This is a genomic window from Arthrobacter cheniae, assembly GCF_003602275.1.
Classification (GTDB): Bacteria; Actinomycetota; Actinomycetes; order Actinomycetales; family Micrococcaceae; genus Arthrobacter_D; species Arthrobacter_D cheniae.
This window is the reverse complement of the sequence record NZ_QZVT01000016.1, coordinates 16,756-38,180: the sequence shown is the minus strand read 5'-3', so window position 1 is coordinate 38,180 and position 21,425 is coordinate 16,756. Positions and strand designations below refer to the sequence as shown.

Genomic DNA, 21,425 nt, shown 5'->3' with positions numbered 1-21,425 from the left:
CTGTCATGACAGACCTGCAGCAGGAGAAAATCATCATCGTCGGCTCAGGCCCTGCCGGGTATACGGCTGCGATCTATGCCACCCGGGCGGGTCTGACTCCGAGGGTCATCGCCGGCGCGGTGACAGCTGGTGGTGCGCTGATGAACACGACGGAGGTCGAGAACTTCCCCGGCTTCACCGATGGCATTCAGGGACCGGAGCTGATGGAGAACCTTCGCGGGCAGGCCGAACGCTTCGGCGCGGTCATCGAGTTTGATGACGCAGCCACGGTCGAGCTCACCGGGAACCTGAAGACCATCACCACCCTGAGTGGTGTCGCGTACCAGGCGCCGGCAGTCATCCTCGCGACCGGCTCCGCCTACAAGGAACTCGGGTTACCCGACGAGAAGCGCCTCACCGGCCGGGGCGTGTCGTGGTGCGCGACCTGCGACGGGTTCTTCTTCCGCAACCAGGACATCATCGTCGTCGGCGGCGGAGATTCGGCGATGGAGGAAGCCCTGTTCCTCACTCGCTTCGCGGCCACCGTCACCGTCGTCGTCCGCGGTCCGGCGTTGCGGGCGTCGAAGATCATGGCGCAGCGGGCTATGGACAACGAGAAGATCCGCTTCGAGTACACCAGCGCGATCACCACGATTCACGGGAATGAGAACGTCACCGGGGTAACGCTCACCAACACCGTCACCGGAGACACCCGGCAGCTTGATGCCACGGGGGTTTTCGTGGCCATCGGGCACCTTCCCCGCACTGACCTCGTCCAGGACCAGGTCACCCTCGACGCCGAGGGTTACATCGTCGTCGACGCACCCACTACCCTGACGAACCTGTCCGGCGTCTTCGCGTGCGGCGACGCCGTCGACCACCGCTACCGGCAAGCCATCACAGCCGCAGGATCCGGGTGCGCCGCAGCCCTGGATGCCGAACGGTACCTCGCAGCACTCGAGGACGCCCCCAGCATCGCTACCGCTCTCATCGAAGAGAACGCCCATGTCTGACACGACCACCTCCACCCGATCAGCTGCCCTTAGTAGCTCCACCGAGCTCACTGATCTGCCGATCGCTGTCATCGGTGCCGGACCGATCGGGCTGTCGGCGGCCGCGCATCTCCTCGAGCAGGGCCTGACCCCGATCGTGTTCGAGCAGGGAGACAGCGTCGGAGCGGCCGTCCGTCAGTGGGCGCACATCCGCCTCTTCTCGCCCTGGCAGTACAACATCGACCCCGCAGCCCGACGCCTTCTGGAGACCACCGGCTGGTTCGAGCCGCGCCAGACCGCCCTCCCATATGGGCGGGAGCTGGTGGAGTCCTATCTCGAACCCCTCGCCGCCCTCCCCGCCATCAAGGAAACTCTGCACCTCGAAAGCCGTGTCACCGCGGTCACCCGCCTCGGAATGGACAAGACCCGCACCAAGGGCCGCGACACTACCCCCTTCCTCGTCCGCGTCAGCGGCCCCGAGGGCACCGTCGATCACCTTGTGCGCGCCGTCATCGACGCCTCCGGCACCTGGAGCCAACCAAACCCCCTCGGCCAAGCCGGGCTGAAGGCTTCGGGTGAAGGCAAGGCAGCCCGATTCATCACCAAGCCGTTGCCCGACGTTGTCGGCACCGAACGTGGCCGCTTCGCCGGAAAGACCGTCATGGTCGTCGGTGCCGGCCACTCGGCCGCGAACACCCTCATCAACCTCGGCCAGGTCGCAAAGAACGAACCCGGCACCCGCATCCTCTGGGCCGTCCGCGGTAGCGGATCCGCGCAGCGCCTTTACGGTGGTGGGGACCTCGACGGATTGCCCGCCCGTGGAGCCCTCGGCAGCCGACTGAAGACTCTCGTAACTGACGGCGTGATCGAACTGGTCACGAACTTCACCATCACCAACCTCGACGCGACCGACACGGGCCTAGCCGTAACCGCGTCGACACCCGACGGACCCCGCACCATCGACGTGGACGTCCTCGTACCAGCCACCGGTTTCCGACCGAACCTCGACATCCTCCGCGAACTCCGTCTGGAACTGGACCCCGCGGTGGAGGCACCACGCGCGCTCGGTCCCCTCATCGACCCCGAGTTCCACTCCTGCGGAACAGTCCCCGCCCACGGAGCGGACGTTCTCGCCCACCCGGAGAAGGATTTCTATCTTGTCGGGATGAAGTCCTACGGGCGGGCACCGACCTTCCTGCTCGCCACCGGGTACGAGCAGGTCCGCTCCGTGACTGCCGCGATCGCCGGCGACCTCGAGGCCGCGTCCCGCCTGCAGCTCGAGCTCCCCGAAACAGGGGTCTGCAGCACCGACCTCGGCGGTTCCTGCGACGCACCGGCTGCAGTATCAGCCGACTCCCAAAATGCTCCGTCGACCTGCGGGACCGGCACACCGGAGAGCAGTAACACCTGCGGTACCAGTGACGCCGGTGACGTCGTTGAGGCTAGTGACCCGGTGGAAGCCAGTAGTGCTGATGCGGGAGGCTGCTGCTCCGCCCCGCAGCTGGTCTCCGTCGGCATCCCCGTCGGTTTCCCCACCGGCACAGCTCACGGCCGATCGGGCGACCCAGACTACTGACCACCGCCTTCTTCGGTGGGTCGGCGCACGCACGTGAGGTAGGACCCGGTAGGCGGACCCGTCTGCCGGTCAGCGCACCAGGAAGGACCGGATCATGAGCACGTCACCGACCGCCGACGCCCCCACGGGCACGCAAGAGCACGTCCTGCACTGCATCTCCGAGGAACTGTCTGCGACCTTCGACGGGGTGTTCGGACCCGACATGGTCGAACGCTACGTTTTCGAGTCCTACGCAGCTCTTGCCCGTACAGCGAAGATCAAAACTTACCTTCCGATCATCACCCGCCGCTTCGCGGTCGACCGGCTCAACGCCCTCGCCCACGCACAGGGCAAACGCCCCAGTGGTGTCCCCGAGGTCCTCTTCGTCTGCGTCCAGAACGCAGGCCGCTCCCAGATGGCCGCAGCCCTCTTGAGAGACCTCACCCAGGGCGCAGTGAATGTCCGCTCCGCCGGGTCCATGCCGGCCGAGCACCTCGACGAGAACGTCGTCGCCGCGATGAGCGAGATAGGTCTGAGCCTCGACGAACAGTTCCCTAAGCCCCTCACCGACGACGTCGTCCGGGCCGCGGACGTCGTCATCACAATGGGCTGCGGAGACACCTGCCCCATCTACCCGGGGAAAAAGTACGAGGACTGGAACATCAGCGACCCCGCCACCATGGACCTCGAGGGCGTACGTACTGTCCGCCAGGTACTGAAAACCCGGGTCACGAACCTCGCTTCGCAGCTCGTGAGCTGACCCCCTAGTTCTCCATCGGACTGAGGTCTCGTTTCATGGCGTAGTACAACTCACGGGCGACATAGCGTTTGAGGCTTCTGATCGCATCGGAGGTGGAGTGACCGAGCGCCTTCTTCCGATCCCGGTAGATCTGCGACCGCAGGTCGTATCGGAGTCGACAGATGACGATGAGGTAGATGATCTTGTTCGCCTGCCTGTTACCTCCCCTATGCAGGCGCATACGGTTCGTCTTTCCGGAGGACACAGGGATAGGAGCGACGCCGCACAGTCTGGCGAATGCGGCTTCGCTGGGGAACCGGTCGATATTCTGACCGGCAGCGACAAGCAGTTGGGCTGCGCTGACCGGCCCGACCTGAGGCAGGGCCATGAGCGTGAGTGCAACATCGTTCGCGAGGCGCGTGAGGTGCTTATCGGTCGCGTTGATCTCCGCCGTAAGATCGTAAATCCTCCGGCCAAGGTCCCGCAGCGCGTACTTCACCGCCTGCTCCGGCTCATGAAGCCGCTCCATGTCCGGGCGAAAGGACTTCGCCTGCATCGCCTTGGCTTGGAGAGTCTTGGCCGTCAACCGCTGACGCAGCTCATCTGGCGCTGTCACGAGGACATCGCGTAACTGCACCAGGGCCGCTGTCCTAGACTTCACCGCGGAATCGCGCACTAGGTGCAGGTTCCTGATCGCCTCCACAGCCCCGCTGGTGTCCTTCGCCGGTGAGGAGCACTCCCTCCGACATGACTTTCCGCGCGGCAGCCTCAGCATCGATCACGTCGCTCTTCCCGGAGCGGCTCCGCACCAAGGCATGACCGCGGTTCACTTCGACGACGCCAACACCAGCTGCAAGTAGATGACGGGTGAGGCCGGCCCCGTAGGAGCCGGTACATTCGATGCCCACCGTGTTAATGATCCCGAAGCTTGCCACCCAGTCCAGCAGCTCCTGGTAGCCGTGAGCATCCGTGGTGAAACGCCGCTCCCCCAGCATCGCCCCGCGCTCATCGAGCACCGCGGCGTGATGAACCTTTGAGTGGGTGTCCACGCCGACGGTAATTGTCCTAACAGGCTGTTCCATCATTGTTGTCATTGCTGTTGTCGTCATTCCTGCTCCTAACGGTTAGGCACAAGCGGAAGGCGACCACGGTTGACCGGGCCGCGCGGACAAAGCACTGAACAGCGAAAGTCGCACGTCCCTATCAAGTCACAACCCCGTCCGGCCCGGTCGCCCACGGTAAGCGGCAGGAGACGGAACACCGACAGATCTCCCCGTGGACCGAACCAGCTACTGCTGGCCGTCAGCTAGCGGCAAAGTCAGGAATCCCGTCTCCTGCCATGCGCCTATTCTCCTCAGTGCTGGCGGCGAGGCCGCCGCCCGCGCACCTGGGAAACGGTGCCCCGTCCCCTTATCTTCGCGGAACCCTAAGAGGATCGGACTCCCGTGGGGGTGGGTGTCCGATCCTCGGTCTAGGGTTCAGCTGGCCCCGTTACCGGGTGTGCCTGCAAGTGGGGGTAGGCGGTGCGTTCGTTCTGCGCGGCCAGCGGGAGGACTCCGCGTCCGATCAGTTCGCGCATCAGCCGCGAGTACTGGTGTCCGCGGTCGGCCTCGATGGCCTTGTCGAAGTAGGCGGCGGCGATGGATGCCTGGCCGCGGTACCAGCGCAGCCAGCCGAGGAAGCAGAACAGCGGGGCGCGGTCCTCGGTTGGCGTGTAGGCGAGGATCTTGACCAGCAGCGTTTCGGTGGCTTCCACGCGGGACCAGTCGGGCTGTCCCTCGTACTGGCCGGTGAGGACCTGCAGGTAGGTGGCCTCGTCGTCGGCGGGGCTGATGGCGTCGGCCATGATCCGGTCCCTGATGGGCTTGATGAACAGCCATCCGGCGAGGTCGCAGGCCTCGTTCTCCTCGTAGATGTCCCCGCCCACTTCCTCGTTCCACTGTGCTCGGGCGATGCGCATGCTCGCGTGGTCGAAGTCCAGTGCGTCCGGCGTCCCTCCCCCAAGCACGAAGCGGGTGAATTCGGTGATCGTGGTGTGCGCCTCGTCGGAACCGATGAACGCGGGGTCGGCGGTGAGCTTCATGGGGTCCTCCTGGGTGTTGTAGCCCCGGTAGATCATTTCGGCGTTGATCGCGCTGTCGCGGATCTCGTCGGAGGGGTTGAGGTCGCAGCACCCAAGGTCCTCGCAGAAATAGGGCATCCATCCCCTGTCGGTGACGAGCCAGCCGTTGCGGAGGCTGATGCCCACGTTCTCCAGCTCAGCCTCGATCGCCTGCGCATAGGCCATGTAGGGCTTGGCGTCGGGGTTCTCGCCGGTCCGTGCGGCGTCGGCCACCTCGTTGGTGTAGACGAACATCAGGACGCCATCGACGGCGGTGTCCGCGAGAAGGTAGTGCAGGGCAACCTTGGCGAAGTCGGCAGCGGGCGTGGTGTCGGCGGGGATACCGATGCGCAATGTCGCGCCGGTGGTGTTGCCGCGCAGGGTGACGAACGCGAAAGACTCACGCGGCTGGAAGCCGAGCGCGTTCGGGATGAAGGCGAGCATGTCAGCGGCCGTCGTCGCGGTCAGCTGGTGGTCGTTCGGGGTGTTCTCGTTCATGGTTGTTGCTCCTTGGGTCACGAGGTGGGGAGAGGGCCTGTGGTGAGCCAGCTGGTCTTGGCCCTTCCCCCGTTGTTTTTTGCCTGCTGGCGAGCTCGCTCGCTCGTCCCCGACGGAGCAGTGTTCAACCCGTAGGGCGGAGGCGGGTAGAAACCTCGAAGGAAATAAGCGACGCAGGAGCGCCGCAGAGGTTTATGGCCGGCTTGCGTCGGCGCAGCCGATTGACGCTGTGGAGCGGGGGCGCATAATCCGCAGGACAGCAGCAAAAACGTCGTAGACACAACAAGGTTCGGGTGGGACGAAGGAACGCCCCGGGCCTTATCAGGCCGGAGCGAAGCGAGAGGACCATTGCCCTGGTTGGAGCGCCAGCGACAATCCCGGGAAGCACTAAACCGCCGGCCACCCACGGCTAGCGGTACCCACATGGATCTTCACCTGCGAAGCGACAGCTGGAAGCGTGCTCGCCTTGAGGTGAGCTGCATGCGTGACCTCGCCGATTTCCTCGTGCAGCTCGGCCTCTTAGTCGGCCTGGCCTTGGTGGTCACGCTGGTCTTTGATCTGGGCACAGGCGGCCTGCTGGCTGGCTGCGGGGCGAGGTTGGGCCGCCGTCGCTTAGTACGTGAGGACCCGGAGGGATAGGCGGGCAACCGTTCACGGTGTCGGCAACCGGCTACCGGAGGGGGTTAAAGGGTGGAAGCGGGAGCTGCACCACCAGCTCCCGCTTCCGTTTCTTGCATTCCCCTGCATCGAGGAAATCTAAAGGGCCCGGTTCTTCTCTTCCTCGAGAGTCCGTCGGCCTGGCCGGAGGGCTCCCGGTGCTACCGGGTCCCACTTCCTGCCTTGGTTGTGCTTGCGCTGCAGGCGCTTTACTTCACGCATCACGGCTGCTTCGATCAAGTCTGTCACAGACCGGTACCCCTCGGCCTGCCCTGCGGCGAGGAACGCGGCCCGCACCTGGTCGGCGTCGGTTTGCGTGAAGTAGGGCGTGAATGACGCCGGTTTGTGCTTGCTCACCTGCTACTCCTCGTCGTCGAAAGCTCCTGCTGGTGGCGGCGGCTTGGGGTCCCCGGCCAACTCGCCCTTCTTGTAGATCCTGATGACGTCGCGCCAACCGTCGGGCATCCGCGGCCGGTGCAGCGGGCAGAGGGTGATTCCTGCGTCCGCGAGGTACGCCCAGCCTTCCGGCGTCCCGTCCCCGGTGAACGTCAGCGGAGACGTCGGGCCGCACTCGGCGCATTCGGCCACCTGGTCACGTGCTGGTCGATTCGCGGGCATCCGTTCAGTCTGTCAGGCACGGTGTCAGGGTCACGCTCTAGGCTTCCTATCGGCGTCCTGTCCTCAGATGCCCGTCGTACTCGACCTACCGTGCACCCTGGGCAGGACTTCATGCGTACTCCCCTGGCTTACCGGTAGCCCTGTCCGCTGATGGCGTTTTGCGCCTGTGCGAGCTCGGCTCCGAGCTGCTTGGCGAGATTGGCTGCGCGGGTCAGGTGATCGGTCGCTGTGGCGACCGACTAAACCGGGTCAAGGCCCTCGAACTCGTAGACGTCATGGGTGTCCAGGGACTTCCCGAGGCCGGCGGCGAGCTGGTTGAGCGCCTGCGCCAGCATGAACTCCACGCCTTTGAGGTTTCCCAGCACCTTGTAGGCGACCGGGGCCGGGATGGAGCTACCGGGCAGGCTGTGATGGCAGAGCGTGCGCAGCTCCTCATAAATCGTGTCTGCGGCCTCGACAATCACCGGTGTTTCGTCGTCCGTCATGTCGTCGCCTGTCATGTCGTCGTCTGTCATGCTGTGGTCCTTTCGCTCCGGTGCATCGAACGTACTCGGTCAATGGTTCGGGATGAAACGCTGGCGGCACCATAGGCCGACTACTGACATTCGTCAGGTGGTGCGGGACGGGTGGTCGGCTCTAGCCGGACACCCGTCCCACGCTTAGAACGGGGGTTCGCTCTCGGGGCCGTTCCCCCACCCGCCGGCACTGCCCGGACCAGCCGCTGCCGGGGTCCCGGCAGGCGCTCCCCACGGATCATCGGCGGGCTGCTGCTGCCATGCGGTGGCGCCCTGGTTGCTCTGTCCGCCTTGCTGCGCTCCCCCACCCTGGCCATTCGCACCGCTGCCTGAGCTGACACGCTGGGTGCGGGTGATCTTCGCGGAGGCGTAGCGCAGGCTCGGTCCGACCTCGTCGACCTCGAGTTCCATGACGGTGCGCTTCTCGCCTTCCTTGGTGTCGTAGCTGCGGGACTTCAAGCGTCCCTGGGCGATGACGCGGGTTCCCTTGGTCAGGGTTTCGGCGACGTTCTCTGCCGACTCGCGCCACACACTCGCGCGGAGGAACAGGGTTTCCCCGTCCTTCCAGTCGTTGGTCTGCCGGTCGAACGTGCGCGGCGTGCTCGCGATGGTGAAGTTCGCGACCGCTGACCCGCTGGGGGTGAAGCGGAGTTCGGGATCTGCGGTGAGGTTTCCGATGACGGTGATGACGGTTTCTCCGGCCATGATGCTCAACTGCCTTATCTATGGGTGCTGGTGTTGTCGTTGATTGCAGTACTTCTGTGTTTCCGTTTCTCCGTGTCCACGTACTTACAGACCTCGGTACTTCCGTGCTTACACGAGCGTTATTGCTGCGGTGTCGAAGGCGATCACCTGACTGATCTTGGTGGGGTTCAGGCCCGACCAGTGGTCCTCGCTGCCGTCCTTCTCGTACACCACGACGGGTGCCTGGCTGTAGCCGAGCTCGCCGGTGACGTAGGCCAGGGCCTGGTCGTTGGTGGTGATGTCCACGGCGGTGAACTGGACGCCCGCGGCGTCGAACAGTTCCTTGGTCTTCTTGCATCCGAAACAGCCCGACGGCTTCTCGTAAACGGTGATGGTCATTGCACTCAGTCCTTGGTTACGTATCGGTTCTAGTAAGAGTCAACTGCTGTGCTGCTGGTACCAATACTACCTTTTATTCATCTGAATAAACAGGATAAAACCGCATTGATAAGGGATTATTTGACTATGAATTGCTTGTGCCCTGCCTGCTGCGAGACAAGGTACAAACGGTAAATCCTCAGCAATTCCTCGTCGGGCGTAGGGCTGGTCTAGCGGTGGATGCACCCGTAGGGCTTGGTGTATTGCTCGGTCAGCTCCTCGGCCGATGCGGGGAGGTTGCTGGGGCCGTCGGCCTGTCCGTGCTTCCAGTACCAGAAGACCTCGGCGGTGATCGCCCGGTGGCAGGCATCTTCGGCGCGGTACCAGTGCGCGTAGGTGTCGCCTTCGACGTAGGTCCCGTACCCGTACAGGGTGCCTATCTCGTTTCGGTGGATGGCGGTGGCGAAGAAGACGTAGGGCCAGGACTCAGCGTCCCATCCATCGATCCCCCACGCGCCCATGACCTTCCACGGGCTACCGGTGAGATTGTCGAGCCAGTCGTACCCGTCGCCGGTGCGGTCATCGACCGGCAGGACCAGGGCGCCGACGGTCTCCTCGGTGTCCTTCGTGGTGGTGCCGACCAAAACTGCGGTATCAGTATTTAGAGAGTTCACGGTGGTGCTCCTTCAATGCAGGTGGTGAGGTCTGGAGGCCTTGGGTGACCAGCAGTGGCCCCTCTCCCCCGTTGTTTTTTGCCTGCTGGCGAGCTCGCTCGCTCGTCCCCGACTCAAGCAGCGCTCAACGCCGTAGGTGCGAGGGTGCGTCAGTCCTGGAAGGAAAAAAGCGACGCTAGGAGCGCCGGACAGGATTGGTGCGCCCGATGCCGGCGAAGCCGGTTGACGCTGCGGAGCGGGGACGCACAATCCGCAGGACAGCAGCAAAAACGGCGTAAACAGATCAGGACTGGATGCGACGAAGGAGCAGCCGTGCCTATTCAGGCCGAAGCGAAGCGAGAGGACCATTTCCATGGTTTGAGCGCCAGCGACAACCCTGGGCAAGCTTTGTATGTGAGTCACCAGTGGTGCCGGCATCATTAGCCGGTGGTTGCGGGGTTTTCCGGGTCGGTTCTAGGTGGTTCGAGCTGGTTCTACTGGGCTTTGACGACGGGTAGGTCGGTCCACTTGGTGGTGTAGTGGGGTGAGAGCATGTCGCGTTTCATGGTCCATTCCGACCCTGCCTTCAAGCCGGCGTGGCCGAGGCCGATGGATGAGCGCCCGAATTTCTGGCCGATCTCGTGCAGGAGTGGACCGGCATCCTTGCCGGGGGTTTGCCCGGTGTTCGCGCCGGAATCCAGGTCAAGGGTCAGAAGGGCGTCCTGTGTTCCGACGGGTTGAAGGTCGGTGATTATGACACCGGCCCGGATATAGGGCACGCCTTCTTCGATGAGTGGCAGGAGCTTGTGCGCGGCCCGGGTGAGATCCAGTGGGTTCGCTGTGTGCGCCGGGAGCGGGATGCAGATGCTGGGCGAGCTTTTGGTGCCGGTACTGAAGGGTGAGGTGCCGGCGAACGCGGTGAGCACCCTTCCCTGGAGGTTTTTGCGGGCCAGGCGTGAGGCAGCGCCCTGGGCGTAGACGCTCAAGGCTTGCTGCATTGCGTCCCTGCTATTGACGGGGTTGGCGAAGGAGCGGGAGAAGAAGACCTGTTCATTGCCGGTGGATTCGATCGAGGTAATGCAGGGTGTGCCCTGCAGTTCCAGAACGGTGCGCATAAGGACGACGGAGAACCGTTTCCGGATAAGCACAGGATCAGCAGCAGCCAGATCCCAGGCGGTATCGATGCCTATGGCGTTCAAGCGTGCCCCGTTCCTGGTGCCAACACCCCAGATATCGGTGACTTTCAGCCTGTGCAGCAGGGATTGCCGCTGGTCTTCCGGGACAAGATCCCAGTGGCAGACCCCGTCGAAGTTCGGGTTGCCCTTCGCCCACCGGTTGGCGAGTTTCGCCAGAGTCTTCGTCGGGGCGATGCCCACACACACGGGAAGCCCGGTGTTGCGCCGCACGGAGGCCTTGATGATCCTGCCCGTGACGTGCTGTTCCCCGTGGGTGCCGTCCAGGGTGAGGAACGCTTCGTCGATGCTGTAGATCTCGAGGTCGGTGGTGTATCGGCCGAGGACTTCCATGACGCGGGCGCTCATATCCCCGTACAGCTCATAGTTGCTCGAGCGGACCTGCAACCCCCAGGCCTTGGCTTGCTCGGCGATCTGGAACCAGGGTGCCCCCATCGGTATCCCGAGAGCTTTCGCCTCGGCGCTGCGGGTGATCACGCATCCGTCGTTGTTCGACAACACCACCAACGGGCGTCCCTCCAATGATGGGTCGAAGGCCCGCTCTGAGGAGACATAGAAGTTGTTGACGTCGACCAAAGCAACACCCGAGCTGAGAGGACTGGCTGCAGAACCGGGACCAGGCTGGGTAGGAGGTGCGGGGTCAGACATGGTGGAGGCATCGGGTGGCCACGCCCCAAATGACCAGGTCATCAGGATCCGGCACGGGGATGGGCGGGTAGGCGGAGCTGGCCGCGATCAGCGCGACGCTAGTACCTGTGCCTTCACCAGTACCCGCGGTGTTGGTGCTGGGGTCGGCGTTGGTGATGCGGAGTCGCCGGATGATGAGCTCACCGTCGAGGACCGCGATGACCACGGATCCGTCCCTGGGTTGCAGGGCTCGGTCGACGATCAGTTCGTCCCCGTCGGAAATACCCGCACCGTCCATGGCGTGTCCGGACACCCGCACGATGTAGGTGCTGGTGATGTCCTTGATGAGGTGTCGGTTCAGGTCGATGCGATCCTCGAACCAGTCCTGGGCAGGGGACGCGAATCCTGACGGCATGAGCCCCGCCCTGACAGCAGCTGGAGCAGGCCTGCCCAGAGCCGTACCGGATGCACCGAACTCGTCCATGACCTTCCGTTCCCTTCCGTCCTGGGTCGTTACGGCCCAAGCTATCGATCGTAGTCTGCACCGCCGACACGAAAGGGTGCCCGCCTTCCGAGCAACCACGGGGGCGGATCCTTCCGATGTCGCGAGCATTAGGTCATCCTCGAAACAACCCTGCGGTCGGAGTTGGGCCGATTGCGTCAGAAGAGGGTTGGTGCCTGAGGGTCGATGCCGGCCAGCAGGGGTCGAATAATCGGCTCGTTCCATCCGTACTCGAGGAGGGCCGAACGCAGCTCGACGGACTGGGCGCGGAACTGGGCGCGGCCCACGCCTCGCCATCGGAAGGTTGAGGCGTTCGCGTGCCGACCCTTTTGAGACCTGTCCAACATGTTCAATGCTTGGGTGCCGGGCAGCAGGTGGGTCTCTCCTCCTGCACTGGCGTGCACGCACAGCGGGACGTCGCAGACGTGCATGAGAGCTACGCCCGAGTGCAGGGTTTCCCCGGTGAAATGTTCATAGGCGTAGCGTTGCGGCCGCAGGGCGCGCTGCTCGCCGTCCCTTGCGACCCAAAATCGTCCGTATCCGTCATCGGCGACGGCACCGGTCCAAATCCAGCAGTCCTGCGGCCGCGGGCCCTTGACGACTTTCTCCCAGAACCGGTCAGCCTCTCCCCTGCGCAGCCTCATCGCCTGCTACTTCCGCCAGGACGTCATTGGGCCCGAGCAGACCGGCGGACGATCGGGCGGCGTCCCTCCATCTGCACGACACCGACGATGATCAGCGCGGCCATAGCAACGACCATGAGCTGTCCCCACCACAGGACGTCGGACACAACGACCAGAACGAACAAGCCAAGGAACCAGAACGCGACCGCCAGGGCGCCGGCGATCTGGTTATGGACGCGTGATGGGATGGGTAGCAGCATCAACGGCAGCCGGAGGATGGCGCGCACAAACAGATAGCTGTACCGAATGCTCGAGGTGAGCCACCAGCGAATAAGTCCGATCATGATGCGCTCCTGATCAACAGCGGTGTGGTCGAGTAAGTTTTGCCCTCATCATTTCAAGCATGATGGCAGATCACTCTGACGGTTTCACTCTCGGCCTTCGGCCCTTTGGTGGAGTCACCTGATTGCACTGGTGTCGACCAACACGCGATAACACCCGGCAGCGTTCAAGGCGTCGACCTGCAGAGCGGCGTCCTGATCGGTCGTTGACACTCGCGCATAACCAAAAGATGTCCTATGCCTTCGCTGTAGCGGAACTCACCTGCAAGGAGCAGAAGTGAAACATAGATTGTGGCACTGAGTATTGCTACAGGAAACGACCTGTTACGAGGGAATCGGTGGCTCCGGCGAATGGTGTAGCGAATACGTTCGTATTCGGCATACTGGTCCAGGACAACCAATACGTCCGAGACCAGCGGAGCCTGTACCAGTTAGGGCACCCCGGATTCTGTTGGTCGAAGCAACACCCATCTGAGGGGTTTCTTCGATGCATCAACAGTTCACTTCGCCTACGGGCGTCAGGTTTCTCGCTCTTATGCGGGAGGGCAAAGGTCTCAAACCTTCCGCCCGCGCGGTCGGGATCGATAAAGGGGTCGGGTACCGGTGGTTACGCGATGAATACCTTCGATTCCGCTCCGAAGGCCTAGACCATGGACAGGCTCAGGCCCAGCTCGGGTTCGCCTCGAGCAAAGCCGAGGAATGGAAAGAATGGTTCCTCACCCATGACGGACGGCATCATCTGCAATTAGATCTAACGGTAGAAGAACAGTTTTGGGCTTCGTATTCGACCGGTATGAGTCTCAAGGGCGCAGGGGCTTCAGTAGGGCTGAAGCATACGACCGTGTATCGGTGGGTCTACCGGCGGTTCGTGGAGCTACGGCGGCACTCTGCCTTGGGGCAGGTAACGAAGGATCTGCGCTTGTCCTTCAATACAGCCGCCAGGTGGGAGGCGCAGAACAAGAAGGAGATCGAGGCTGAGAAGGCCCGGGTGCAGCAGCTCGACAGGGACGCAATCCGCGCGGCTAGGGTCATCGCCGAACGAGTGGCAGCCCCATTGTCGCCGGCGCAGAAACGACGCGTTCTGCGCGAGGTGCGGTACTGGGATTTGGTGGGCTCTGGTGCTTCCAACGCTGCAGCTTGCAGGATGTTGGGCGTGAGCAGAACGATCGGGACAAGGTACCGGAGCCAAAGAGCAGCACGACCACGCGCTAGCACTAAACCACCGTCCGGGCGGTATCTGTGTTTGCGGGAGAGGCTGCAGATGGCGGACCTGCTGCGCATGGGGTGCTCTTTGCGGGCTATTGGGCGGGAGCTGGGCCGGCATCCCTCGACGATCAAGCGTGAGCTCGACCGGCATCGTGACATCAAGGGCCGGTACCTCCCCCACGTGGCTAATCATGATGCCAGCCGGCAACGTTTACGGCCAAGGGAACGCAAACTCTCCGCGAGTCCCCACCTTCGCTCCCTGGTGCAGGCCAAGCTCACCAGTCACTGGTCGCCGGAGCAGATCTGCGGGTGGCTCTCCCTTCGTTTCCCTACCAATCCGGGTCTGCGGCTGTGTCCGGAGACCATCTACCAGGCACTGCTGTTCCATGATCACGGCGGATTGCAGATGGAGGGTAAGCCGCGGCTGCGCACGGGGCGGAAGATCCGCAAACACCGATGGAGAACCGGCCCGGGCCGCGACCCAGTGGTGCAAAACATGACCATGATCAGCGACAGACCAGCGGTCGTCGAGACCAGAACGGAAGCTGGGCACTGGGAGGGCGACCTCATCATCGGACCCGGTTCAATATCGGCGATGGTGACGCTGCGTGAGCGGAAGACCCACTACGGAATCGTCATCAACCTCCCGTATGGACACACCGCGGCCCTGACCAACCACGCCATCATCACCGCCTTGGCGGGTTTACCCGCCCACTTGAAGCGGACCCTGACGTGGGACCAGGGCGTGGAAATGGCAAGGCATCAGGAACTAGCTCAAGCGACCGGACTGCAGATCTACTTCGCTGAACGCTCCAGCCCTTGGCAACGCGGCGCGAACGAGAATTTCAATGGACTGGTTCGCCAATTCTTTCCGAAGGGCACGGACCTCTCCGTCCACTCCGCCGACCGAGTTCGAGAGGTCTGCGGCGAGCTGAACACTCGTCCTCGTAAAAGCCTTGGTTACCGCACGCCCGCAGCCGTCCTGCACGCCGAGATGGAAGGTGTCAGTAGACTCCGAAGAGTGTGATCCTGAGGCTCTTCGAGCCCGACCTGCCGACTTCGAACCCAGAGAGCACCTGAGAAAGGGACATCATCGAGCAGGAAGCACCGCGCAAGAAACCATCAGCTATCCCCGCCATCCTTCCGGTGCCTATCCTCTTGGCGGGTCTGGCGGTCCTAATGCTCACCGATTATGAGGCACCCTGGGTATGGATCGTCTTAATCATTCAGGCTCTGGTACTCGTTGTTCTTATCGTCAACCTGCGTCGGTTCGTTCAGGGCCAACGTGATGACTATTGGAAAGAACGCGGACGCGACCCACGACACCCAGATCGACCTCTGTGACGACGACTGCCTGATTCCAAAAACCGCCTAAACAAGTCGCCTTCTGAGCGCTCCAGCACACGCTCGGTAGACTTAGATAGGACGTTCAACAGGTCCATAACAAGCTCACTGTTGCGTCGACCGCTCGAATCCGCCGCACCATCACCGGGCATCATCTCGGGCAGGTCATACGGGAATCGACCTCATCAGCATCCGTATGGGCTGTCCCTCCTCGCTCAGGCCGGCGAGAGATGTCCTAGCGGAGGACCGGCTTGCGGGCGGGTCTTCATTGAGGTTCTTGGTTAGGATCGCGGAATGTCGTTGAACCGAGATGCCCGCGTAGTGGTGCTGAACGGAGGTTCAAGCTCTGGGAAATCTTTTATCACTCGGGCTCGGCAGGAAGTGCTTCCAGGCATATGGCTGACCTTCGGTGTGGACACGTTCATCGAAGCCCTTCCTAGTCGGGGCAACAGTCCGCGGGCGGGAATTACTTACGAGCAAGATGGCACGATCACCTTCAGCACCGAGCATCGAGCCCTAGAACACAGTTGGTACACCGGACTAAGTGGTATGGCGAAGGCTGGGGCACACATGATTCTCGATGAGGTGCTTCTCTCCGGGGGTGCCGGACAAAAGCGTCTACAGTCCACGTTTAGCGGGTGGAACTGGTGTGGATCGGGGTGCATTGCGACCCTGATGTCGCCGCATCACGTGAAGCTCAACGCGCTGATCGTGTGGAAGGAATGGCTCGGCAACAAGCTTTGAGCGTGCACCGTGGCACAACTTACGATTTCGAGGTCAACACCACGAATCGTTCGACCGAAGACTGCGCGACTGACATCGCGAGCTGGCTCTCACTCGGCGAACCCGCCCCCTGACGGATCGCTACTGATAGTTGTCTTTTGATGCATCCTGATGAGATGCAATTGAGCAAGCACGAACAGAAGAGCATCACTGAAAGCATCACGGTGCTGCTCAACCGATTGGACCCAAGCGGGGTTGAACCCGGCGGCCATGACGGTGCCCCGTGGGACGAGTACGCGAACGAGGCGCATTCGATGGCAAGCCTGCTCATCAACAAGGGGTCAATCACTGCCGATCAGATAGACACGATTTGGCAGAAGTGGTTCTCGGAACCACTTAGCGTCGTTGTCGGTGCTACGCAGACCGAGCAGTTCGCCGTTAGCCCCAACTCGCTAGTCGGTCCAGCGGAGCAGCTGGGGAGCCTTCAGTGATAACGCCTTTGCGGGTCCCGAAGATTTAGGGCAGCGATTATGACTAATGACGACATGTCCAAGCTGACATTGGAGCGCGGTGTCTCCATCCGCCAACGCTGGGGTCGTGCCGCCGTTCAGGTGGGAGGGCTGCAATGGTCCATCGACGGTAGACCTTTAGCGCTCATCCTGCAGGAGGCTAGGTCGTCGCTGCCGAAGGAAGGGCGCCACCTCACCGCTGACCTCTACTATTCTGTTTTGCAGCGAAGCAACGATGATTACGGGGACGCCGGCCGCGACGCACTACGGTTCCTGCTCGGCGAGGACGAGTGGGAGGAATTTCCCGGACGTGTTCCGCTCCTCATCGGGCAATGTCTGCATGTCGAGTGCGCCGTGACCAGTGCCATCATCGAACGTCACGACGGCGCTGTGACCTGGAGCCAGTTCCAAGCCCACCAACCTGGGCCAGAGGTGGAGGGATTCCCGTTTCCTTCCGCCATCACCTATACGTTTGACCGCGAGCAACACGATTCCGTTTTACGCGAGGCCCAAGCCCAGATCTAGGTCACCGGATAGCGTTCGGTGAGGATCCCTCAGCGGGACGGTGAGGACTGACCGCTTACTGCTGGGGCAGACAGGGTCGACGGCAGTTTTACCTTCTTCCCCCGATCGTCCTTCTTGGGAACTGCCTCTGGCATTGGACCAGCCGTGGCCGAGACGGCTCGTTCGTACATCCCGCCGAAGCCGATCCTTGTGATGTCCCGCAAACGGAATCGGTCCAGAAACGCCTCCCACTGCCCGTGTTCGTTAATTGTGAAGAGCCATAGATGCTTCTTGCTCCACCTGACTGGGATGCCAATGAGGAGTTGTTCGGGGTGCTTATCTTCTCGGTACAGCGAGATGACACCTGCTGTGTCCAGGGCTGCCCGTATGAGCGGTTGAGGATCACTGAGGTCAGCGGTGAGGAACGGGCTGTGCGGGGGCCACTGATTGTTGTCCCGGACGAAGCCTATAAAGACGAAGCCTATAAAGGTGTCAAAGACCCGAACCCGCTTGATCGAACTGGTCCGAAAGGCCACATAGCCATCTCGAAGTACCCCCTCGCGGAGTTCAGCCAGAACCACCCATTCCTTGGACAGGCCAACCACGACACCGAACTCGGTTCTCGAGCCGCCTGCGTCACGAAGAATGCGCAACGGAAGGGCTTGTTCCTGAGCGAGGACTAGGAGCTTCTTGATCTGCGTCCGGCCCTTGGCTGCTGTACCCATGTGCTGAATCTAGATCACCTTCGATCCGCTTCACCCCTGAGTCGACGAGTTGCCCCGGATCAACAGTGCAATTCGAACCAGCGCGCATATAAATGCGTGGCTCGACAGCACACGAAGGAGCATCGCTGCGAATGCCGGTCCTGGTGATTGGGGCTATTTCGCCCAATGCGTACACCGGCTAGTCCATCGATGTGTTGAACCGAGGACACCTGGTGCAACAGCGTCCGTAGGGAGTGCGTCCTGCGCTGACTGGCCCGGGTCTGAAGCGTTCCGCTAGTCTGTCTAACCATCAGTAGACTTCGGGCATGTCCTTCGACGCTACCCGCTCCCGGATCCCGGGTTGCCCGTGATTCCTACCAGTGTCCCCTCGCGCCGGGAGGACATGACTGGCCGTCAGGCCGAGCGAGTGCTGCAGGGCCTCACTGAAAAGGCCGAGGATGCGCGGGGTTCCCTTCCGCGGGCTCTTGCGTTATCGGCAGCACTTGGTAGCGAAGCCCCATTACCCGGGCACGGCAGCACGGCTGTTATGTGGCAGCTCCTGACTACCCTTGCGACCACCGACCTCACAGTGGCGCGCGTCGTCGAACCTCATCTCGACGCCCTCGCCATCCTCGATCAAGCCGGGGTCGCAGGTCAGGGCGGCGCCTGGGGTGTCTTCGCGGCGGAGGGTCCCGAGGTTGTCCTCGAGGCGTCCGCTCTGCCTGACGGCACCTGGACCCTTGCTGGTACCAAACCGTGGTGCTCGCTGGCGGACCACCTCGATTCCGCAATCGTGACCGCACACGTGAGCGACGGTCGACGGCAGGCTTTCGCCGTCAATCTCCGCGCACTGGGTGTCACCGCGGAAACACCGGAAGCCTGGGTCAGCCGCGGCCTTCCCCTGATCACGAGCTGCGCCGTCCGTTTCGAGGCGGTACAGGCAACTCCGGTCGGCGGCCCCGGCTGGTATCTGGACCGGGACGGGTTCGGGTGGGGCGGCATCGGCGTCGCGGCCTGCTGGTTCGGGGGCGCACTCGGAATCGCCCGAACGCTGCTCGCCGCCGCGCAGGCCCGCACCCCGGACCAGCTTGCCCTCATGCATCTGGGACGCGTCGATTCGGCCCTGCACGAGACCCGCACCCTCCTGGCACATGCGGCCGCTAGAGTCGATGCCGGGCTGGCCGGCGGGCAAGACGGAGCTCTTCTTGCGGCACGTGTGCGCACCACGGCCTTCCGCTGCGCTGAACTGGTCCTTGAGGCGGCCGCACACGGTCTCGGCCCCGCGCCCCTGGCCTTTGACGAGCAGCACGCCGCCCGCGTCGCGGACCTGCATCTTTACCTGCGCCAACACCACGCCGAACGCGACGACGCCGCCCTCGGTCGCCGCGTCCTCGAGCGCTCCATACAGGGAAGAACAGCGTGGTGAGCTTCACGCACGACGGCGACGGCACACCCGAGAGCCACTGGCGCACGTGGGAGCAAGACCGCGAGCCCGGCGGTGACCTCCAGGTCGAGGCACTCTTCGACGGACGGCTGCCCGAGCGCTTCATTCTTTTGGCGGCGCACCCCGACGACGAGACCCTCGGCGCCGGCGGACTGCTGGCCCGGCTCGCCCGCAACGGCGTGCGGTGCGACGTCGTCGTCCTCACCGACGGCGAAGGATCCCACCCGTCCTCCCCCACGCATACGCCACGGCAGCTCGCCGAACGCCGACGCCAGGAAGTGGCACATGCCGTCCAGTTCCTGGCTCCTGCGGCGCAGCTGACCTTCGAAGGATTCCCCGACGGCGCCCTCGCCGAGGATGCTGTGGCGGCCGTGCTGCTACGTGAACTCGGTCCGGGTGAGGCGACCCGTACCCTCGTGGCGGCACCCTGGCGCAGGGACGGTCACAGTGATCACGACACCGCGGGTCGGGCCGCCGCCGAAGTGTGCGGTGAGCGGGACATCGTCCTATTGGAGTATCCGATCTGGTTCTGGCACTGGGGGAACGCCGAGAACCAGGCCGCGGACCTCGACGGCCTCTCGCTCCTTCGCCTCGATACCGACGACCACGCCCGGAAAGAGTCAGCCCTCGCCACACACCTCTCCCAGACGCTCCCCTTGTCGGATGCGCCGGGCGACGAGGTGCTGCTGACCCCTGGCGTCCTGGAGCACTTCAGCCGGAACGTCGAAGCCTTTTTCGTCACCGGCGGCTCCTCGACGTTCGAGCGACTGCACCGCGACCGGGCGGACCCGTGGGAGGTCGCCGATCGGTTCTACGAGCAGCGCAAGCGCGCCCTCACCGTCGCCAGCCTGCCGCGGCGTAGATTCCGCCGCACTCTCGAGATCGGATGCTCCGTCGGCGCCCTGACAAAGGAATTGGCGGACGTCTCGGACCTGCTCCTGGCGCTCGATACCAGCGAGACAGCGGTACGCCGGACGAATGAGGCCCTTCTCCAGCACGACGCGGCGAACGCGAGGCTCGCGACGGTCCCCGCCGACTGGCCAACGAACGACGCGCCCTTTGATTTGGTGGTCCTCTCCGAGACGGGCTACTTCCTGTCCTCCGATCAGCTCGACGATGTCATCCGCCTCACACGCGCTTCCCTGGACGACGACGGGGTCCTGCTGCTATGCCACTGGCGCCACCCCATCAAGGGGTGGGAACTCGACGGCGACGCCGTGCACGAGCGGGTCCGCCGGACGTCCGGACTGGCCGCCCTCGCACTGCATACGGAGGAGGACTTCCTGCTGGAGGTATTCGTGCCCGCCCCGGCGGTATCCGTGGCCCGCCGCGAGAACCTTCTGTGATCCTGGGCCAGGTAGCCGTCGTCGTACCCGCCCGCAACGAGGAGGACTGGCTGCCCGCGTGCCTCACCGCCCTCGATGCCGCCCGGGCCCATTTCCTGGACACCGTCCCGCAAGTCCTCGTCTCGGTGACCGTGGTTTTGGACCGCTGCACCGACCGTTCCTTGAGCGCAGCGCAAAGCGTTCCGGGTATCTCGATCATTGCCGGTACCTTCGGCTCGGTTGGAGCCGCGCGCGACGCCGGTGTCCGTTTCGCCCTAAGCCGTTCCCGGAGCCTGCCAGAGCGGACGTGGGTCGCCAACACCGACGCCGATACCCTCGTACCGCGCGACTGGCTCATCCGGCACTATCGCCTCGGTAGCGAGTACCAGCTCGTCCTCGGTACCGTCCGCCCCACAGCGACCGCCGACAACGCCCACCTTCTACGAAGCTGGTACCAGGCCTATACTCCCGGTAACGGACACCCCCACGTGCACGGCGCGAACCTCGGCATCGGGGGGAAGACCTACCTTGACCTCGGCGGTTTCCACCCGCTGACGCAGAACGAGGATGTGGACCTCGTGGATCGGGCAAAAGCCAAAGGCGTGCAATGGACGGCCTCGGGCAGCATCAGGGTAACGACATCCTCGCGCACCGAAGGCCGCGTCCCTTCCGGATTCTCCACGTATCTACGCACGCTGACCTGAGGAGCGCAGCAGGACCTAAGTGATGCATCCGCCCGCGTCCGGCCGACAGCTTGCTCCATGGACGCTGCTAGTACCTAGTTCGTCGAGGTCTGGGCCACGCTTTCAGGGGATCCAGGTCAACGGTAAGACCATGGTGTGCTCGATCGGATCCTCGCACACCAGATCATGGATCAGGTTCAGCCACTGTCCCGCGGTCTGCTTGTCGGTGAAGTACTGCGCCGGGTAGACAGCGTCCTCGTACGGGGCTGACAGCATCCGGTCCATGGTGGCTCTGTCAACCTAAACGGAACCCACGGGGCGGTCTAAG

The 21,425-nt window shown here is 63.3% G+C and carries 26 protein-coding genes and 1 pseudogene; 11 read left to right on the top strand and 16 right to left on the bottom strand.

All coding sequences use genetic code 11. From position 1 onward, the window contains the following. Positions 1-5: 5 nt before the first annotated feature. The 3 genes from trxB to D6T63_RS17960 all read left to right on the top strand — a co-directional run bounded on the left by trxB (position 6) and on the right by D6T63_RS17960 (position 3,286). On the top strand, positions 6-992 hold the full coding sequence (gene trxB, locus D6T63_RS17970) for a thioredoxin-disulfide reductase (RefSeq protein ID WP_407923760.1): 987 nt from the start codon (positions 6-8) through the stop codon (positions 990-992). Beyond that, a complete protein-coding gene (locus tag D6T63_RS17965) occupies positions 985-2,547 on the top strand; it encodes an FAD-dependent oxidoreductase (protein WP_120150649.1) in 1,563 nt (520 codons plus the stop codon). Before trxB ends, D6T63_RS17965 begins: the two co-directional genes overlap by 8 nt. Before the next feature lie 94 nt (positions 2,548-2,641). Beyond that, positions 2,642-3,286 (top strand): arsenate-mycothiol transferase ArsC, encoded by a 645-nt coding sequence (locus D6T63_RS17960; RefSeq protein ID WP_120150647.1) that lies wholly within the window; start codon positions 2,642-2,644, stop codon positions 3,284-3,286. Between the two features lie 4 nt (positions 3,287-3,290). Here the strand turns inward: D6T63_RS17960 and D6T63_RS19945 are convergent, their stop codons facing one another. From D6T63_RS19945 to D6T63_RS17950, 3 genes are all read right to left on the bottom strand, one after another. Further along, positions 3,291-3,902 carry a transposase gene (locus tag D6T63_RS19945; protein ID WP_235830853.1) on the bottom strand — a complete coding sequence of 204 codons (612 nt, stop codon included), beginning with the start codon at positions 3,900-3,902 and terminating at the stop codon, positions 3,291-3,293. 13 nt (positions 3,903-3,915) lie between these two features. Next, positions 3,916-4,374, bottom strand: a complete 459-nt coding sequence (locus tag D6T63_RS19940) for an IS110 family transposase (RefSeq protein ID WP_235830852.1) — start codon at positions 4,372-4,374, stop codon at positions 3,916-3,918. Positions 4,375-4,736: 362 nt separating this feature from the next. Then, positions 4,737-5,864 carry a DUF4192 domain-containing protein gene (locus D6T63_RS17950; protein WP_120150645.1) on the bottom strand — a complete coding sequence of 376 codons (1,128 nt, stop codon included), beginning with the start codon at positions 5,862-5,864 and terminating at the stop codon, positions 4,737-4,739. Positions 5,865-6,344: 480 nt separating this feature from the next. On the opposite strand from D6T63_RS17950, the gene D6T63_RS19420 reads away from it, so the two are divergent. Next, entirely contained in the window at positions 6,345-6,503 is a 159-nt protein-coding gene (locus D6T63_RS19420; RefSeq protein ID WP_182977107.1) for a hypothetical protein, read from the top strand. A gap of 117 nt (positions 6,504-6,620) precedes the next feature. On the opposite strand, the gene D6T63_RS17945 is transcribed toward D6T63_RS19420, so the two are convergent. The 11 genes from D6T63_RS17945 to D6T63_RS17895 all read right to left on the bottom strand — a co-directional run bounded on the left by D6T63_RS17945 (position 6,621) and on the right by D6T63_RS17895 (position 12,868). Continuing rightward, positions 6,621-6,878: a ParB family protein gene (locus tag D6T63_RS17945; protein ID WP_120150643.1), complete on the bottom strand. Its 258-nt coding sequence runs from the start codon at positions 6,876-6,878 to the stop codon at positions 6,621-6,623. 3 nt (positions 6,879-6,881) lie between these two features. After that, positions 6,882-7,139: a hypothetical protein gene (locus tag D6T63_RS17940; RefSeq protein WP_120150641.1), complete on the bottom strand. Its 258-nt coding sequence runs from the start codon at positions 7,137-7,139 to the stop codon at positions 6,882-6,884. A gap of 239 nt (positions 7,140-7,378) precedes the next feature. Continuing rightward, a complete protein-coding gene (locus D6T63_RS17935) occupies positions 7,379-7,654 on the bottom strand; it encodes a hypothetical protein (protein WP_120150639.1) in 276 nt (91 codons plus the stop codon). Between the two features lie 144 nt (positions 7,655-7,798). After that, positions 7,799-8,359 carry a single-stranded DNA-binding protein gene (locus D6T63_RS17930; protein WP_120150637.1) on the bottom strand — a complete coding sequence of 187 codons (561 nt, stop codon included), beginning with the start codon at positions 8,357-8,359 and terminating at the stop codon, positions 7,799-7,801. Between the two features lie 108 nt (positions 8,360-8,467). After that, entirely contained in the window at positions 8,468-8,737 is a 270-nt protein-coding gene (locus D6T63_RS17925) for a glutaredoxin family protein (protein ID WP_120150635.1), read from the bottom strand. Positions 8,738-8,946: 209 nt separating this feature from the next. Beyond that, positions 8,947-9,390, bottom strand: a complete 444-nt coding sequence (locus D6T63_RS17920) for a hypothetical protein (RefSeq protein ID WP_147394437.1) — start codon at positions 9,388-9,390, stop codon at positions 8,947-8,949. Positions 9,391-9,863: 473 nt separating this feature from the next. Beyond that, the gene (locus D6T63_RS17915) at positions 9,864-11,138 is read right to left on the bottom strand and encodes a Y-family DNA polymerase (RefSeq protein ID WP_235830851.1); all 1,275 of its coding nucleotides are present in this window, start codon (positions 11,136-11,138) and stop codon (positions 9,864-9,866) included. 64 nt (positions 11,139-11,202) lie between these two features. Then, on the bottom strand, positions 11,203-11,673 hold the full coding sequence (gene umuD, locus D6T63_RS17910) for a translesion error-prone DNA polymerase V autoproteolytic subunit (protein ID WP_120150629.1): 471 nt from the start codon (positions 11,671-11,673) through the stop codon (positions 11,203-11,205). 176 nt (positions 11,674-11,849) lie between these two features. Then, complete coding sequence (locus D6T63_RS17905; protein WP_235830850.1) at positions 11,850-12,335, bottom strand: hypothetical protein; 486 nt, start codon at positions 12,333-12,335, stop codon at positions 11,850-11,852. 23 nt (positions 12,336-12,358) lie between these two features. Beyond that, positions 12,359-12,658: a hypothetical protein gene (locus tag D6T63_RS17900; RefSeq protein WP_120150627.1), complete on the bottom strand. Its 300-nt coding sequence runs from the start codon at positions 12,656-12,658 to the stop codon at positions 12,359-12,361. Between the two features lie 114 nt (positions 12,659-12,772). Continuing rightward, positions 12,773-12,868, bottom strand: a complete 96-nt coding sequence (locus tag D6T63_RS17895; protein WP_235830849.1) for a recombinase family protein — start codon at positions 12,866-12,868, stop codon at positions 12,773-12,775. A gap of 274 nt (positions 12,869-13,142) precedes the next feature. Between D6T63_RS17895 and D6T63_RS20150 the strand changes: the two genes are divergently transcribed. The 4 genes and pseudogenes from D6T63_RS20150 (at position 13,143) to D6T63_RS17875 (ending at position 16,962) form a co-directional block, all read left to right on the top strand. Then, complete coding sequence (locus D6T63_RS20150; RefSeq protein WP_120150625.1) at positions 13,143-14,888, top strand: IS30 family transposase; 1,746 nt, start codon at positions 13,143-13,145, stop codon at positions 14,886-14,888. A 611-nt stretch (positions 14,889-15,499) separates the two neighbouring features. After that, positions 15,500-16,062: pseudogene (locus D6T63_RS17885) on the top strand (chloramphenicol phosphotransferase CPT family protein). Between the two features lie 27 nt (positions 16,063-16,089). Beyond that, complete coding sequence (locus tag D6T63_RS17880; RefSeq protein ID WP_120150623.1) at positions 16,090-16,419, top strand: hypothetical protein; 330 nt, start codon at positions 16,090-16,092, stop codon at positions 16,417-16,419. Positions 16,420-16,458: 39 nt separating this feature from the next. Continuing rightward, complete coding sequence (locus D6T63_RS17875) at positions 16,459-16,962, top strand: hypothetical protein (RefSeq protein WP_147394435.1); 504 nt, start codon at positions 16,459-16,461, stop codon at positions 16,960-16,962. A 29-nt stretch (positions 16,963-16,991) separates the two neighbouring features. Here the strand turns inward: D6T63_RS17875 and D6T63_RS17870 are convergent, their stop codons facing one another. Next, positions 16,992-17,666, bottom strand: a complete 675-nt coding sequence (locus D6T63_RS17870) for a hypothetical protein (RefSeq protein WP_120150619.1) — start codon at positions 17,664-17,666, stop codon at positions 16,992-16,994. Between the two features lie 526 nt (positions 17,667-18,192). Between D6T63_RS17870 and D6T63_RS17865 the strand changes: the two genes are divergently transcribed. Genes D6T63_RS17865 through D6T63_RS17855 form a run of 3 tightly spaced genes read left to right on the top strand, consistent with a single transcriptional unit; the run spans position 18,193 to position 21,118 of the window. Then, positions 18,193-19,071 (top strand): acyl-CoA dehydrogenase family protein, encoded by an 879-nt coding sequence (locus D6T63_RS17865; RefSeq protein WP_235830847.1) that lies wholly within the window; start codon positions 18,193-18,195, stop codon positions 19,069-19,071. After that, positions 19,068-20,435 carry a bifunctional PIG-L family deacetylase/class I SAM-dependent methyltransferase gene (locus D6T63_RS17860; protein ID WP_235830846.1) on the top strand — a complete coding sequence of 456 codons (1,368 nt, stop codon included), beginning with the start codon at positions 19,068-19,070 and terminating at the stop codon, positions 20,433-20,435. The genes D6T63_RS17865 and D6T63_RS17860 overlap by 4 nt, the downstream gene beginning before the upstream one ends. Further along, positions 20,432-21,118 carry a glycosyltransferase gene (locus D6T63_RS17855; protein WP_182977106.1) on the top strand — a complete coding sequence of 229 codons (687 nt, stop codon included), beginning with the start codon at positions 20,432-20,434 and terminating at the stop codon, positions 21,116-21,118. The genes D6T63_RS17860 and D6T63_RS17855 overlap by 4 nt, the downstream gene beginning before the upstream one ends. Positions 21,119-21,220: 102 nt before the next feature. On the opposite strand, the gene D6T63_RS19415 is transcribed toward D6T63_RS17855, so the two are convergent. Continuing rightward, positions 21,221-21,373 carry a hypothetical protein gene (locus tag D6T63_RS19415; protein ID WP_182977105.1) on the bottom strand — a complete coding sequence of 51 codons (153 nt, stop codon included), beginning with the start codon at positions 21,371-21,373 and terminating at the stop codon, positions 21,221-21,223. Between the last annotated feature and the right edge of the window lie 52 nt (positions 21,374-21,425).

What these genes read in the sequence shown, in the direction of transcription:
- trxB (WP_407923760.1), top strand. Translation starts at nt 6, where the DNA reads ATGACAGACCTGCAGCAGGAGAAAATCATCATCGTCGGCTCAGGCCCT.
- D6T63_RS17965 (WP_120150649.1), top strand. Translation starts at nt 985, where the DNA reads ATGTCTGACACGACCACCTCCACCCGATCAGCTGCCCTTAGTAGCTCC.
- D6T63_RS17960 (WP_120150647.1), top strand. Translation starts at nt 2,642, where the DNA reads ATGAGCACGTCACCGACCGCCGACGCCCCCACGGGCACGCAAGAGCAC.
- D6T63_RS19940 (WP_235830852.1), bottom strand. Translation starts at nt 4,374, where the DNA reads ATGACGACAACAGCAATGACAACAATGATGGAACAGCCTGTTAGGACA.
- D6T63_RS17950 (WP_120150645.1), bottom strand. Translation starts at nt 5,864, where the DNA reads ATGAACGAGAACACCCCGAACGACCACCAGCTGACCGCGACGACGGCC.
- D6T63_RS19420 (WP_182977107.1), top strand. Translation starts at nt 6,345, where the DNA reads ATGCGTGACCTCGCCGATTTCCTCGTGCAGCTCGGCCTCTTAGTCGGC.
- D6T63_RS17940 (WP_120150641.1), bottom strand. Translation starts at nt 7,139, where the DNA reads ATGCCCGCGAATCGACCAGCACGTGACCAGGTGGCCGAATGCGCCGAG.
- D6T63_RS17935 (WP_120150639.1), bottom strand. Translation starts at nt 7,654, where the DNA reads ATGACAGACGACGACATGACAGGCGACGACATGACGGACGACGAAACA.
- D6T63_RS17930 (WP_120150637.1), bottom strand. Translation starts at nt 8,359, where the DNA reads ATGGCCGGAGAAACCGTCATCACCGTCATCGGAAACCTCACCGCAGAT.
- D6T63_RS17925 (WP_120150635.1), bottom strand. Translation starts at nt 8,737, where the DNA reads ATGACCATCACCGTTTACGAGAAGCCGTCGGGCTGTTTCGGATGCAAG.
- umuD (WP_120150629.1), bottom strand. Translation starts at nt 11,673, where the DNA reads ATGGACGAGTTCGGTGCATCCGGTACGGCTCTGGGCAGGCCTGCTCCA.
- D6T63_RS17905 (WP_235830850.1), bottom strand. Translation starts at nt 12,335, where the DNA reads ATGAGGCTGCGCAGGGGAGAGGCTGACCGGTTCTGGGAGAAAGTCGTC.
- D6T63_RS17900 (WP_120150627.1), bottom strand. Translation starts at nt 12,658, where the DNA reads ATGATCGGACTTATTCGCTGGTGGCTCACCTCGAGCATTCGGTACAGC.
- D6T63_RS20150 (WP_120150625.1), top strand. Translation starts at nt 13,143, where the DNA reads ATGCATCAACAGTTCACTTCGCCTACGGGCGTCAGGTTTCTCGCTCTT.
- D6T63_RS17880 (WP_120150623.1), top strand. Translation starts at nt 16,090, where the DNA reads ATGCATCCTGATGAGATGCAATTGAGCAAGCACGAACAGAAGAGCATC.
- D6T63_RS17875 (WP_147394435.1), top strand. Translation starts at nt 16,459, where the DNA reads ATGACTAATGACGACATGTCCAAGCTGACATTGGAGCGCGGTGTCTCC.
- D6T63_RS17870 (WP_120150619.1), bottom strand. Translation starts at nt 17,666, where the DNA reads ATGGGTACAGCAGCCAAGGGCCGGACGCAGATCAAGAAGCTCCTAGTC.
- D6T63_RS17865 (WP_235830847.1), top strand. Translation starts at nt 18,193, where the DNA reads ATGTGGCAGCTCCTGACTACCCTTGCGACCACCGACCTCACAGTGGCG.
- D6T63_RS19415 (WP_182977105.1), bottom strand. Translation starts at nt 21,373, where the DNA reads ATGCTGTCAGCCCCGTACGAGGACGCTGTCTACCCGGCGCAGTACTTC.